A 12178-nucleotide genomic window follows, 5' to 3' on the forward strand; every position below is an offset into this window, starting at 1 on the left:
TACCTTCCTGCGGTCCGGAGGACAGCGTAGGACGCGGATCGGCGTTTCACATCCAGAACGTGCCGGGCGCCCTCTCGAGGGCCTCGATGAACCGTGCGCCGCGCGGCACCGTGTCTGAAGTACCAGCGCTATTCGGGATGTGGCAGGCGCGCGGGAGGATCATGTTCGGACGGATCGACACCGGCGGTACTCCGCAGCGCAAAGCGCTGACGATCGAGCTCCGCGACGTGGTGCGCGAATACCGGGTCGGCGGTCAATCGGTGCGGGCCCTCGACCAGATCAGCCTGCGCCTCGAGGGCGGGCAGTTCATTTCGGTGGTCGGGCCGTCGGGGGCGGGCAAGAGCACCCTGCTGCATTTGCTGGGTGCCCTCGACTCACCCGATTCCGGCTCGATCGAATTCGACGGCGACGAGATCGGCCGGCTCGGCGATGAACAGCAGTCCGAGTTTCGCCACCATCGCGTCGGCTTCATATTTCAGTTCTTCAACCTGCTGCCGACGTTGTCGGCGTGGGAGAACGTCGCGGTGCCGAAGCTGCTCGACGGCGTCCGGCTGGGCAAGGCCAAACCCGACGCGATTCGGCTGTTGGACCGCGTCGGGCTCGGCAACCGGACCGAGCACCGGCCCGCCGAGTTATCCGGCGGCCAGATGCAGCGGGTCGCCGTCGCGCGCGCATTGATGATGGACCCCCCGCTGATTCTCGCCGACGAACCGACCGGGAACCTCGATTCCGCGACGGGTGGGTCGATCCTGGCGCTGCTCGCCGAGGTGGCCCGCGACCCGGGCCGCGGCCGGCTGGTGGTGATGGTGACCCACAATTCGGAGGCCGCGGCGGCGACCGGCCGGGTGATCACGCTGCAGGACGGTCGGGTCGGCTCCGACCAGCGCTCGCAGGTCATGGTGTGACAGCGGGCTCGGGGATCGGCGCCGCGGCCAGCCGGCTGCGCCTGTTTTGCCTGCGCGAACTGGCGGTGCATCGCCGGCGCACCAGCGCTTCCGTCGCCGTAATGGCGGTGTCGGCAATGTATCTGGTCGCGGTGTTCGGCATCTTCGGTTCGATCAGCGGCTCGGTCGATCGGCTCGCCGACGGCATCGCGGGCATCGCCTCCGTCGAGGTGTCGGGCATCACCGACGCGGGCTTTCCCGAGACGATCACCGCCGACGTGGCCGCGGTTCCCGGCGTCGCGACGGCGGCACCCATGATCCGGACGCCGGCGTCCACGTCGTCGGGCCCGGTCCTGCTGTTCGGCGCCGACGAGCGCCTGGGCGCCCTGGGCGGCGCCCTCAAGGACGCGCTGGACAAATCATCGCCCGCGGCGCTCCCCGACCCCGCCGGCCCGATGGGCCCGGCGGACGCCGTGCGCGTCGGACCGGGTGTGGGCCACACCAAGGGCGAGCGGTTCCAGCTGGGGTCGAGGTCGGTGACCGTCGGCGAGGTCCTCGCGGGCAAGCAGGTCGCCGCGCTCAATGGTGGGCACTACGTGCTTGCCCCACTTGCCTTGGCGCAGAACATCACCGGGCGCCAGGGCCAGCTCGACTCCATCCTGATCACCGTCAAACCTGGCGCCGATCCCGCACGGGTTCGCGCCGCGATCACCAGCGCCGTGAACGGCCGGGCGATCGTCGCCGAACCCAGCATGCGGGCCACCCGCGCCGGCGAAGGCGTCAAGCTGATGAACTACATGGCGTTGATGGGGGCGATGGTTGCCCTGATGGTCGGCGCGTTCCTGATCTACACCACCATGACCATGGCGATCACCCAGCGGCGACCGGTCATTTCGATGCTGCGGGCGATCGGCGGCCGCCGCGCAACCATCGTCCGGGACATGCTCGCGGAGGCGGCGGCCCTCGGCATTATCGGCGGCGCACTCGGCTCGGCCCTCGGGATTCTCCTGGGCCGCATCGCGATCGGCCGATTGCCGCCGGCCATGACCCAGGGCCTGGAGGCTCGCATCGAGTACTGGCTGCCCGGCTACGCGATACCGGCCGCCGTCGCGGCGACCGCCATCACGTGCGTCGCGGCATCGGCGATGGCCGCCCGGCAGGTGTACAAGGTCGCACCCATCGAGGCGCTGGCGCCCGTAGGGGTTTCGGCCGCCGACCGCGTGCCGCGGTGGCTGCGTGTCGCGAGCGGGGTCGGTGCGCTCGCGGTCTTCGCCGGGTCCGTCGCGGTCGTCGTCACCCAGCGCGGCGTCTGGGCGTTTGTCGCGATGGCGGCGGTGTTCTCCGCCGAGATAGCGCTCGGCTTCGCGCTCACCGCGCCCATCGTCAAAGCCACCGCCGCGGCGGCCCGGGTGTTCGGCTCCGTCGGGGCCCTTGCGGCGGCGACCGTCGAGCGTGCGCCGCGTCGGGTGTGGGCCACGGTAATGACGGTGCTCATCGCGGTGGTCACCACCGTCACCATCACCGGCACCAATGCCGACATGATCGATTCGGCGCGGGGCATCTTCGCGCCGGTCGCCGGCGTGCCGATCTGGGTGAGCGCGAACTCGCCGGACAGCTACCCCACTGATCCTCTGCCGCAAGGCCTTTCGGAGAAGCTGGCCGCGTTGCCGGGGGTCGGGCGAGTCACCGCGGGTGCGCTCGGGTTCGCCGAAGTGGGCGGCACCCGCGTGATGCTCGACGGCTTTTCCGCCGGCACGGCCGATCCGCTGTACCGCGCGCTCGACCGACGGGTCCGCGACCAGGTGCTCGCCGGCCGCGGCGTGGTGCTCTCCCAGAACCTGGGCACGGCGCTGCACGTTCGGGTCGGCGGGCCGTTGCGGATGCAAACACCGCACGGCGTGCGGGAGACGACGGTGCTGGCCCTGGTGCCGTACTTCTCGACCGTGATCGGCACCGTCGGGATGGGCCTCGATCAACTGCGCGCGTGGTTCGACCGCCCGGTCACGACCACGCTGGAGATCGCGGCCGCACCTGGCGCGGACGCCGGTCGCCTCCTCGCCGACGTGCGCCGCGCGGTGCCCGCGCCGAATTACGTGTATGACGGCCGCGCCAAGCTGGAAGGGCTCGAGGCCCCGATGCACCAGAGCATGTTCATCGCAAACGCCGTGTGGATCATCGTCGTGCTGGTGGCCGCGGTCGCCCTGCTCAACACGCTGACGCTGTCGGTGCTGGAGCGGCGCCGCGAAATCGGCGTGCTGCGGGCGATGGGATCCAGCCGGCGATTCACGCTGCGGATGGTGCTCGCCGAGGCGACCGCCATCGGCGTGCTGGGCGGGGCGCTGGGCCTGGCGGTCGGGATGGCGGACCAATGGCTGTTCAGCCTGGTCAGCGGGGACATGATGAACTTCCAGGTGACCTTCCGGCCCAGCTGGATGGCGTGCGCGTTCACGCTCGGCGCGTTGGCGATCAGCCTGCTCGGCTCGGTGCCGCCCGCCCGGCGCGCGGCCCGGCTCAACATCATCGAGGCCGTCAGCGTCCAGTAGGGATTCGCGTCAAGGGGCACAGGTGGCTGAGTGCGGCGGCGACCGGAGCGACGAGGGCGGCCGGGCAGGCCCGGGCGGTGGCCGGCGCGTTCGGGGCCGCGCGGGCCGCGAAGGTGCATCCGCTGCAGGTGGCATACGGGGCCGCCGCGGCCGCCATCGCCGCCGACGCCGGACCCTGCCACGCCAGGCCCATCAGGCCCGACGTGACCGAGGAAAAGGACGACGACGCGGACCCCAACTCGGAGGTCAACGCGTCCCAAGCGGCGGCCGCTCCCAACATAGGAGCAGAACCGACCCCGGCGAACATCCGCGCCGATCTCGGGCGCCAACACCGAAAAATTCATCACCATGGTCCCTTCCCTCAGGGCGGCGACGATCGTGCCGGCGCAGTCGTCACCGACAACAGGCCGCGTGTACCCATACACGAGTGGAAACCCGGACAGTTCAATGCGTCACGCGCCGTCCTCCAGGGCGGTGGCGAAGCCCTGCAGGTGCGGTTTGCACGGGAACGGCACCGGGGTACGGACGCGGCGCAGCGCCGTCGTATCGAAGCCGGCCGCGGCGATGGCGTCGACGGTTCGGCGGTTTGGATGGCAGCCGGAGGCAAACCACGACCACGGCCCCGCCACCAGGTCCTGAAACCGGCCCGTCGCGCCCTCTCCGCGAACATGCTCGAGCACGACCAACCTGCCCCGCGGGACCAACACCCGCCGGATCTCCCCCAGCGTCGCGGCCACGTCGTCGACCGAGCACAGCACCAGCCCGACGTGGACCGAGTCAAAACTGCTGTCCGGGAAGGGGATCCGCTCGCCTGTGCCGCCGACGATGTCGACGGCGACGCCGTGGCGCTCGGCGAGACGCGACGCCGTTCGCCGGAACGCGGCCACCGGTTCCACGGCCGCGACCGACGTCACCGCCGGCGGCACGAACTTGAGGTCGGTCCCCGGGCCCAGGCCGACCATCAGCAGCCGGCCGGTCGCGTGTGCCATCGCCGCGCGCCGGTACCGGTTATAGAAGAGCCGGTCGAAAACCGGCTGTCCAAACCGATAAATGCATGGGAACAAGGGATTTTCGCGCGTCACCGACCACCTAGATCCAGTCGGAACGGTGGATATTCGTCCGACATCAACGAGACGTAGACCGCCACCCGGTAACGCCACCGAACGATTCCCATCAGGAGGTCGAACATGCCGGGATGGACGGACCCCGTGCACAGCAACCACGCCGCCGAGATGACGCACAGCGCCTGCAGCAGGGGCTCCATCGCCCAACACAGCACTATCTGCGGGAATCCCAGCAGCCACCACTTCACCAGCACGCCCCACTTGGTCAGCCGCTCCGGGTAGTCGACCCCCAGATCGCCGGGATACCCGGGCCGGGGCGCCAGCGTGAACGGGGGGTACTTGTCGGTGCTGTTCATCGGAAATCGGTAGTTCATCACCCGCCACGACCAGCGCAGCACCCCCACGTTGAAGTCGAAGATCGGGCGCGGATAGCGCCCGGTGAACAGGATCGCAACACCCGCCACGATCGTCAGCAGCGGATACACCGCATACAGAAATATCAATATGGGGTAGTGCGGAACGGCGAGCACGCACCATTTGACGAGCCATCGCCAGCGCGACGGTGCGTCGAGATCGCCGCGCACCCGCACGGGCCCGTCGGCTTCGGGCGCATTCACGGCCGCGCCAACGCGATGGGGGTTGCGGCGGCGAGGCCCCGCTCGATCTCCGCCGACATCCGGCGGTGACTCGTCCAGGCCAAAAAAGTGGTCAGGATCCGGGTATGTAGCCGATCCGGCAGCAACCCCGCCGGCCGCAGCACGGACTCGCCGTGAGCCAGCTGCAGCGCCGCCACCCGAGATACGGCCGAGACGCGGCGCCGCCGGGTCTTCTCGTATCGGCGCAGCGCGCGGGAAATCTCCGTTGCTTCGTTGCGGACCCCCGACAGCGCGTTGCACAACACCATGGTGTCGAGCAGCGCCTGGTTGGTTCCCTGGGCCAGGGTGGGCGGCATGGTGTGCGCGGCGTCGCCGAGCAGCGTCAGCGGCGCGGCAGGCAGGGCGGCGGCAATGGGATGCCGGAAGTGCGGATACGGCGAGCCCGCCAGGTCGTCGTTGGTCAGCCTCGCCAGGACGAGGTCGACCGTCTCGGACCAGCCGGTGAAGTTGGACCGAAGCACGTCGAGCGGGCGCGGCGGCCTGGCGAAGTCGCAGGACCACGGCAAGTCGAACCACCACTGCACTTCGCAACCGCCCGCGGGCCACACGCCGGCGTTTCCCACCGCACCGACGGCGATCATCGCCACGCGCGAGTCGGCGAGCTCGGGAATGGCGACGAGTCCCTGCCAGCTGCACCAGCCGGTCGGTTTGGCGGCGGGAGCACCGACCACGTTTCGCAGGATCGAGTGCAGACCATCGGCACCGATCACCACGTCGCCTCGGGCCACGCTGCCGTCCTCGAATTCGACCGCCGCGCCGCGGCCGGTGGCGACCACCCCTACCGCTCGCGCGTTGCACCGGATGCGCTCGATCGGAAAACCTTCCAGCAATCGTTCCAGCAGGAGGCGACGGGGAACCATGCGAACCGGAGCCCCCAGCCGGTCCGCCATCGCGGTGACGTTCAAGGTCGCGAGCCGCCGCCCTCGGGAGGTCACGACGCGCACGCGGGAAAGCAGTTGGCCGGCCCCGTTCATGTCGACGCCGAGCTGCCGCAGCACCGCGGCACCGTTGGACCAGATGGTCACCGCGCCGCCGCCGGCGCGGTTGTCGTCGCGCTGCTCGAAGACCGTGACGTCATGCCCGTCCCGCAGCAGTCCCCGCGCAACCGCGATGCCGCTCACTCCGGCGCCGATCACCAGGATGCGAAGCGGCGGTGGCGTTCCCAAGGCCCGCCCCGGGCGCTGCGGACCCCCATAACCGGACGCACTGGCTTCGCCGCTCGTCACACCAGTGGATACGTAGCCGTCGGCCAATCGGTTCAGGCGGCGCGCGGGTCAGGTAGGGGCGGGCGAGCCGAGCATCTTGTGCAGGTCCTCGACCGACCAGGGCTCGGCGTCGTGGTGGTCGCGATACGCCAGCACGCGCGGCGTCGGGCGATCGAAGCTACCGACGAAACCGCCCGCGGTGACAAGGATCTGACCGGTCACGTCGTGCGACAAGTCGCTGGCGAGATAGGCATAGAGCGGCGCCACAAACGCGGCCGGAGCGCTGTCGAGGGAGGCCCGCATTGTCATCTCGTCGAGCAATCCGCGGCGGTGGAGGTCCTCGATGTGGCGTTCGTACTCGCTGCCGGTGGATAGTCGCGTCCGCGCGCCGGGACACACCACGTTGGCCCGCACACCATAGGGCTTCAGCTCCGCCGCGATAGCCATCGTCAGCGCGTTGACGGCGCCCTTGCCCGCCGGGTAGCCGGTTCCGCCGTAGTCCCCGAGGAACGCCACAGAGCCGGTGTTGACGATCGCCCCGTGCCCTTGCGCGGCCATGACACGGGAGGCCACCCGGCAGGTGTGAAAAGTCGTACCGAGGTGCGCGCCGATCAGGCGGTCGAATTCAGCAGGTGAGACGTTCAGGATCGACGAGCCGGCAGGCTCGGCGATCCCGGCGCAGTTGACCAGGGCGTCTAACCGCCCGAACGAACTCATGCATTGGTCGACGAGCGCGGCGGCCACACGTTCGTTGTCCGCGGCGCCGATCACGGCCGTGGCGCGGCCCCCCGATCCGGTGATCGCCGCGACGGTCTCCTCCACGGCGTCGGCGTCGCGCCCGTTGACGACCACACCGGCGCCGAGAGCGCACATCAGTTCGGTAACCGCCCGCCCGATACCGCGGCTGCCCCCGGATACCACCACTCCGCGGCCGCCCAGAAGGCGCGGGCTACGCATCGGCAGGTGCCGCGGTGGTCAGACACATGAGGCGAACAGTACTCAGCGCGACACCGGAGCAAGAATGCCTTGCCGGAACCAGCCGTCCGCCTTCGTACCGTGCCGCAAGCGGGATCGCGGGTTCGCGCAATCGAGGGTATAGTCGCTAGTGAAGTCCGTTCTGGACATGTCGCCGTTTAGCTCAAAGCGGTCAATCAGCCCGCACGGTTGTTGGGCTTGACGGGGCGCCGGCGATATCCGCACCGTCATCCCTCCCGTTGTTGCTGCGTGCGCTGATCATCGACGCGTCCACGGATAAAGGTGCGGGAGGCGGCTGCGCACACAGCTGCGGTGCTTCGCCGCACGTGACCCATAGGAAGTGGGCCAAATGCAAACCTGTTCGTACGCTTACCTTTTGACTGCGAGTTTGGTCGGCAAGACGCGCGTCAGCCTATGAGCAACGTCGCGACTCCACCCCGGCCTGCCCGGTCGGCGAACGCGAAATCGGACGACTCATACGACGACGTTGTCGAGATGTTCGTCGCGCTGCGCCAGATGCCGGGCGAATCCCATGAGTACTACCGGCAGCGCGAACGCATCGTCGCGCGATGCCTGCCCCTGGCGGACCATGTGGCCAGCCACTTCGCCCGTCGCGGCGAAGGTCTCGACGACCTGATTCAGGTCGCCCGCCTGGGGCTGATGAACGCCATCAACCGATTCGACCCCGACAAAGGACCCAGCTTCATCGGGTTCGCGGTCCCCACGATGATGGGCGAAGTTCGACGTTACTTCCGCGACTACAGCTGGGGCATGCGGGTGCCGCGCCGGTTGCGCGAGCTGCACGTCCAAATCAGCAGGACGACAAGCGATTTGGCGCAGAAGCTGGGCCGCGCGCCCACGGCCGGCGAGCTGTCTCAGGTGCTGGAGGTGCCGCGGGAGGAAATCATCGAATGCCTCGTCGCGGGCGACGCCTATCGCCTCGACTCGCTGGACGCGCCCCTCGGCGCCGACGACTCGGGCAAACCCCGATTGGTGGCCGACGCGGTGGGCGGCATCGATCCGCAAATCGAGCACATCACCAACCGCGAGGCGGTGCGCGCCCTGGTGGGCGCGCTCCCCGAGCGCGAACGCCAGGTGTTGTACATGCGGTTCTTCGAATCGATGACCCAAAGCCAGATCGCCGAGCGAATCGGCGTGTCGCAGATGCAAGTCTCTCGCATCCTGGCCAACACCCTGCGCTGCCTGCGCGACCAGCTGGAGTAGTGGCGATCGCCAGCGCGGGGTAGCCGGGCGCTGCGGGTCGCCACCATCGACCCCCGTGGCGATCGCCAGCGCGGGGTAGCCGGGCGCTGCGGGTCGCCACCATCGACCCCCGTGGCGATCGCCAGCGCGGGGTAGCCGGGCGCTGCGGGTCGCCACCATCGACCCCCGTGGCGATCGCCAGCGCGGCGTAGCCGGGCGCTGCCTTCGGCGGCGCCCGGCGATGTACTGTGCGATTCGGAAACGAGTCGACGGTATCGCCGGAGTCAGCCTGGAAGGAGCGCGATGCGATGAGGGTTTCTCGGACGGTGATCGCGAGCCTCGCGGCGGCGACGGCGCTGACGCTATCGGTGGCCGGTTGCGGCCATAAGCCGGCTCCCTCGACCTCTCAGACGTCGCAGTCGACCTCGTCCAGCCCGGCGGCGAAACCGTCGGCGCCCGCGCAAGCGGGCGACTACGCCTCGCTGTTGATCCAGGCCACCGACATCGACGCACCGATCCAGTTCGCGGGCAGCCCGCCGACGAATAACCCCAACGGACAGCCGGGCGTCGCGACGATATTCAGCACCCAGGACAACAGCCACGCCATCAAGGACACGATCCAGGTCCTCCCGGACCCGGCGGCGGCCACGAACGCGCTGAACGCGGCGAAGGGCAATCAGGGCGACAACGTCAAGAATCCGAAGACCGAACCCTTCAACGTCGGAACCGGCGGGACGACGCTGACCGGCAACTCGCCGGACAACTCCAAGGGTGTCCTGATACTGATGTTCACCGAGGGCAGGGCGTTCGTCACGCTGGAGTTCGACGGACCGGTCGACTCGCTGCCACCGCAGGACTTCGTCACCGACGTGGCGCAGAAGCAGGACGCGGCCGTGAAGAAGGGCCTCGGCGGCTGAGCCGCGTGCCTGACGCGAGCAGCCGAGGGGATTTATGAACGTTGTCAACGGCCTGCCGGCCCACGCGCTGTGGCTGCATCTGGTGGTGGTGTTCGTGCCGCTCACGGCCGCGCTGGAAATCGTCTGCGGCCTGTGGCCGGCCGCCCGGCGTGGCCACCTGCTGTGGCTCACGCTGTTGATGGCCACCGCCACGATGGTGATAACGCCCATCACCATCAACGCCGGCGAGTGGCTCTACGACCTGAGGAAAACGCCCAGCCCCATCCTGCAAGAACACGCCGAACGCGGCAGCACGATGGTGTACTTCGCCGCCGCCCTGCTGGTGGTCGCGATCGGGCTGGTCGCGCTGCGCTTCGTCGAACGCCGGTCCGACAAGCGCCGGGCGACCAGCCGCGTCGTCGTCGCGATAATCGTTCTCGCCGTGAGCGTCTCGTCGATGGTGCAGGTCTACCGCACCGGTGATGCAGGGGCCCAATCGGTATGGGGAGGCGAGATCGCCCGCCTCAAGAAGTCCAACGGGACCTAGCCAACGCGCGTCATTGCACGTTCAATGCGACGCGCGCCCATGCGTTGTTCCCGTAGCCCCGCGGGTTCCACAGCGACGCCGCGGATTCCGGCTGCGCGGCACCGGCCTCGTCCCAGGCGCGGGCGGTGATGCGCAACGGTCCGGGCGCGACGTCGACGACCAGCGACCACGGTCGCCATGACCATTTGCTGGGGGCCGGATGCAAATGGGCTTGCCGCCAGGTAAGCCCGTCATCGAGCGACACGTCGACGCGCTCGACGCCGCGGCCGTCACCGGCGATGCCGTAGCCGCGGATGGTCAACCGACCGGGTGGAACCCGGTCGTCGTCGGTGGGGTCCAGGATGTCGCAGTTGAGCGCCAGGGACGACAGCGAGATGCCCTCCCCCGCGGCGACGGCGTCGGGGTCGGCGTCCGCCGGCAGGATGCGGTAGTCGCGCGACTGGAAGTAGTTCTCCGAGGGGCCCGCCTGCACGGTAATCGCGGAGATCCACTTGACGCTGCGCGCGCCGATGTAGCCGGGCACTACCACCCGCACCGGACCGCCGTGGACGCGCGGGAGGGGTTCGGAGTTCATCTGCCAGGCGAGCAGGACTTCCTGCGACATGGCCTTGGTCAGCGGGATGGAGCCGCCATAGGGCTGCGCCGGCGTCGCCTCCTCGGCGATGTCCGATCCTTCGAAGGCGACGTGCAGCCCGTCGTCGTGATGCGCTCCCGCGGCCGCGAGGACGTCGGCCAGCCGGACGCCTCGCCACTGCGCGGTGGAGATCGCCCCGTGCGCCCAGGCCTCTTTCCCGGGTATGGGCCGCACCCGCAGCAGTTCGGCGCGCCGATTGCCGGCGCATGCCAGCGTCGCGACCACCTCGTGCTGATCGAACTCGGTGGTCAGCTGGTCATACGTCAAGGTGAGCGGCCTTTTCACCCGTCCGTTCACCGCTAGTCGCCAGTGTTGCGGCGCCGTGTCGGGGAACCGCCCGTGATTGCGGGCGTAGAACGCGTCGATCGGGGTGATGCCGCCGTCGGCCAGCACCGCGGGCGGCGGTTCGGCGTTGTAGGGAAGGTGGGCACGCACGATCATGTCGTCGCGCTTACCCCACAATGCCGCGGTCGGCGTCATCGCGCTTATTGTCACGCTTCCTCCTCTGCCTGCGATATCAGCAATCGTTCCTCCGGTGCGGGGCTACGGCTAGAGGGGTGAGTTTTGTGGGGCCACAAGCTTTACTTGTGAGTAGCCCCAAGGCCGCCTTGTACCCGAAGGATCGTCATGCCGCTGAGCAGTCACATACCGCAGCTGTCCGCGTTCGAGATTTTCTTGGCGATCGCCCGAACCGGCAGCCTCGCCGCCGCAGGCCGGGAATACGGGCTGACACAGCAAGCGGTTTCGGCGCGGCTTGCCTCGATCGAGGCCCAGACCGGGATCGCGCTGGTCATTCGGACACCACGCGGTTCGCAACTCACACCCGCGGGAGTCGTCGTCGCGGAGTGGGCGGATCGCTTGCTCGACGTCGCCCAGTACGTGGATGCCGGGTTGGCCTCACTGCGAGCCGAAAGGCGCAAGCGGGTCAGGGTGGCGGCCAGCCTCACGATCGCCGAACAACTCATGCCGCGCTGGCTGGTATCCCTGCAGGTCGCGGCCCGCCGGCTCGGAGCCACAACTCCCGAGGTCATCATGACCGCCACAAACAGCGATCAGGCGATCACCGCCGTGCGCGACGGGAAAGCCGATCTCGGCTTCATCGAGACGCCCCACCTGCCCAAGGAGTTACGCAGCAAGGTGGTCGCGCACGACGAGCTCGTGCTGATCGTGCCCCCGGACCACAAATGGGCAGCCCGCCATCGATCGATAACCGCGGTCGAACTGAGTCAGACGCCGTTGGTGACTCGCGAGCAGGGATCGGGGACGCGCGATGCGCTGACCGCCGCGCTGCGCCAAGCGCTGGGCGAGTCCGCCCAGCAGGCGCATCCGGTTCTCGAGCTGTCCTCCGCCGCCGCGGTGCGCGCCGCGGTCGCGGCGGGAGCGGGCCCCGCGGTAATGAGCAGGCTGGCGGTCGCCGACGACCTGGCAATCGGACGGCTGCGGACGGCGCCGATCACCCAATTGGACCTGAGACGCCAGCTGCGGGCCATCTGGGTCGGTGGGCGCACACCGTCCGCCGGAGTCGCGCGGGACCTGCTCACGCACATTGCCGGCCACGCGGCTCGTTAGCT

11 protein-coding genes and 1 pseudogene are annotated in these 12178 nt (G+C 69.2%); 6 read left to right on the forward strand and 6 right to left on the reverse strand.

Annotated elements, in window-relative coordinates; translation table 11 throughout:
- Nucleotides 1–206: 206 nt before the first annotated feature.
- Nucleotides 207–905 carry an ABC transporter ATP-binding protein gene (locus tag MTAB308_RS02350; RefSeq protein ID WP_077098121.1) on the forward strand — a complete coding sequence of 233 codons (699 nt, stop codon included), beginning with the start codon at nt 207–209 and terminating at the stop codon, nt 903–905.
- A complete protein-coding gene (locus tag MTAB308_RS02355; protein ID WP_077097535.1) occupies nt 902–3427 on the forward strand; it encodes an FtsX-like permease family protein in 2526 nt (841 codons plus the stop codon). The genes MTAB308_RS02350 and MTAB308_RS02355 overlap by 4 nt, the downstream gene beginning before the upstream one ends.
- Nucleotides 3428–3458: 31 nt before the next feature.
- On the opposite strand, the pseudogene MTAB308_RS02360 reads toward MTAB308_RS02355, so the two are convergent.
- The 5 genes and pseudogenes from MTAB308_RS02360 to MTAB308_RS02380 all read right to left on the reverse strand — a co-directional run.
- Nucleotides 3459–3771 (reverse strand): annotated as a pseudogene (locus MTAB308_RS02360) (PPE domain-containing protein); the annotation flags it as partial.
- 108 nt (nt 3772–3879) lie between these two features.
- Nucleotides 3880–4416 (reverse strand): class I SAM-dependent methyltransferase, encoded by a 537-nt coding sequence (locus tag MTAB308_RS02365; RefSeq protein WP_245831211.1) that lies wholly within the window; start codon nt 4414–4416, stop codon nt 3880–3882.
- An 89-nt stretch (nt 4417–4505) separates the two neighbouring features.
- On the reverse strand, nt 4506–5075 hold the full coding sequence (locus MTAB308_RS02370) for a DUF4389 domain-containing protein (RefSeq protein ID WP_077098123.1): 570 nt from the start codon (nt 5073–5075) through the stop codon (nt 4506–4508).
- Between the two features lie 29 nt (nt 5076–5104).
- Nucleotides 5105–6313, reverse strand: a complete 1209-nt coding sequence (locus MTAB308_RS02375) for an FAD-dependent oxidoreductase (RefSeq protein WP_245831213.1) — start codon at nt 6311–6313, stop codon at nt 5105–5107.
- A gap of 108 nt (nt 6314–6421) precedes the next feature.
- Nucleotides 6422–7309 carry an SDR family NAD(P)-dependent oxidoreductase gene (locus tag MTAB308_RS02380; RefSeq protein ID WP_077097541.1) on the reverse strand — a complete coding sequence of 296 codons (888 nt, stop codon included), beginning with the start codon at nt 7307–7309 and terminating at the stop codon, nt 6422–6424.
- 432 nt (nt 7310–7741) lie between these two features.
- Here MTAB308_RS02380 and MTAB308_RS02385 point away from each other — a divergent pair, with 432 nt between their 5' ends.
- The 3 genes from MTAB308_RS02385 (at nt 7742) to MTAB308_RS02395 (ending at nt 9973) form a co-directional block, all read left to right on the forward strand.
- Complete coding sequence (locus MTAB308_RS02385) at nt 7742–8551, forward strand: SigB/SigF/SigG family RNA polymerase sigma factor (protein ID WP_077097543.1); 810 nt, start codon at nt 7742–7744, stop codon at nt 8549–8551.
- 287 nt (nt 8552–8838) lie between these two features.
- Nucleotides 8839–9447 carry a hypothetical protein gene (locus tag MTAB308_RS02390; RefSeq protein WP_077097545.1) on the forward strand — a complete coding sequence of 203 codons (609 nt, stop codon included), beginning with the start codon at nt 8839–8841 and terminating at the stop codon, nt 9445–9447.
- Between the two features lie 34 nt (nt 9448–9481).
- Complete coding sequence (locus MTAB308_RS02395; RefSeq protein ID WP_077097547.1) at nt 9482–9973, forward strand: DUF2231 domain-containing protein; 492 nt, start codon at nt 9482–9484, stop codon at nt 9971–9973.
- A 10-nt stretch (nt 9974–9983) separates the two neighbouring features.
- Here MTAB308_RS02395 and MTAB308_RS02400 read toward each other — a convergent pair whose 3' ends face one another.
- The gene (locus MTAB308_RS02400; protein WP_077097549.1) at nt 9984–11087 is read right to left on the reverse strand and encodes a sulfite oxidase; all 1104 of its coding nucleotides are present in this window, start codon (nt 11085–11087) and stop codon (nt 9984–9986) included.
- A gap of 147 nt (nt 11088–11234) precedes the next feature.
- Here MTAB308_RS02400 and MTAB308_RS02405 point away from each other — a divergent pair, with 147 nt between their 5' ends.
- A complete protein-coding gene (locus tag MTAB308_RS02405; RefSeq protein ID WP_077097551.1) occupies nt 11235–12176 on the forward strand; it encodes a LysR family transcriptional regulator in 942 nt (313 codons plus the stop codon).
- Nucleotides 12177–12178: the final 2 nt, after the last annotated feature.

The sequence above is a fragment of the Mycobacterium terramassiliense genome, assembly GCF_900157385.1.
In the GTDB taxonomy this organism is placed as follows: domain Bacteria; phylum Actinomycetota; class Actinomycetes; order Mycobacteriales; family Mycobacteriaceae; genus Mycobacterium; species Mycobacterium terramassiliense.

What these genes read in the sequence shown, in the direction of transcription:
- MTAB308_RS02365 (WP_245831211.1), bottom strand. Translation starts at nt 4,416, where the DNA reads ATGGCACACGCGACCGGCCGGCTGCTGATGGTCGGCCTGGGCCCGGGG.
- MTAB308_RS02380 (WP_077097541.1), bottom strand. Translation starts at nt 7,309, where the DNA reads ATGCGTAGCCCGCGCCTTCTGGGCGGCCGCGGAGTGGTGGTATCCGGG.
- MTAB308_RS02385 (WP_077097543.1), top strand. Translation starts at nt 7,742, where the DNA reads ATGAGCAACGTCGCGACTCCACCCCGGCCTGCCCGGTCGGCGAACGCG.
- MTAB308_RS02390 (WP_077097545.1), top strand. Translation starts at nt 8,839, where the DNA reads ATGAGGGTTTCTCGGACGGTGATCGCGAGCCTCGCGGCGGCGACGGCG.
- MTAB308_RS02395 (WP_077097547.1), top strand. Translation starts at nt 9,482, where the DNA reads ATGAACGTTGTCAACGGCCTGCCGGCCCACGCGCTGTGGCTGCATCTG.
- MTAB308_RS02400 (WP_077097549.1), bottom strand. Translation starts at nt 11,087, where the DNA reads ATGACGCCGACCGCGGCATTGTGGGGTAAGCGCGACGACATGATCGTG.
- MTAB308_RS02405 (WP_077097551.1), top strand. Translation starts at nt 11,235, where the DNA reads ATGCCGCTGAGCAGTCACATACCGCAGCTGTCCGCGTTCGAGATTTTC.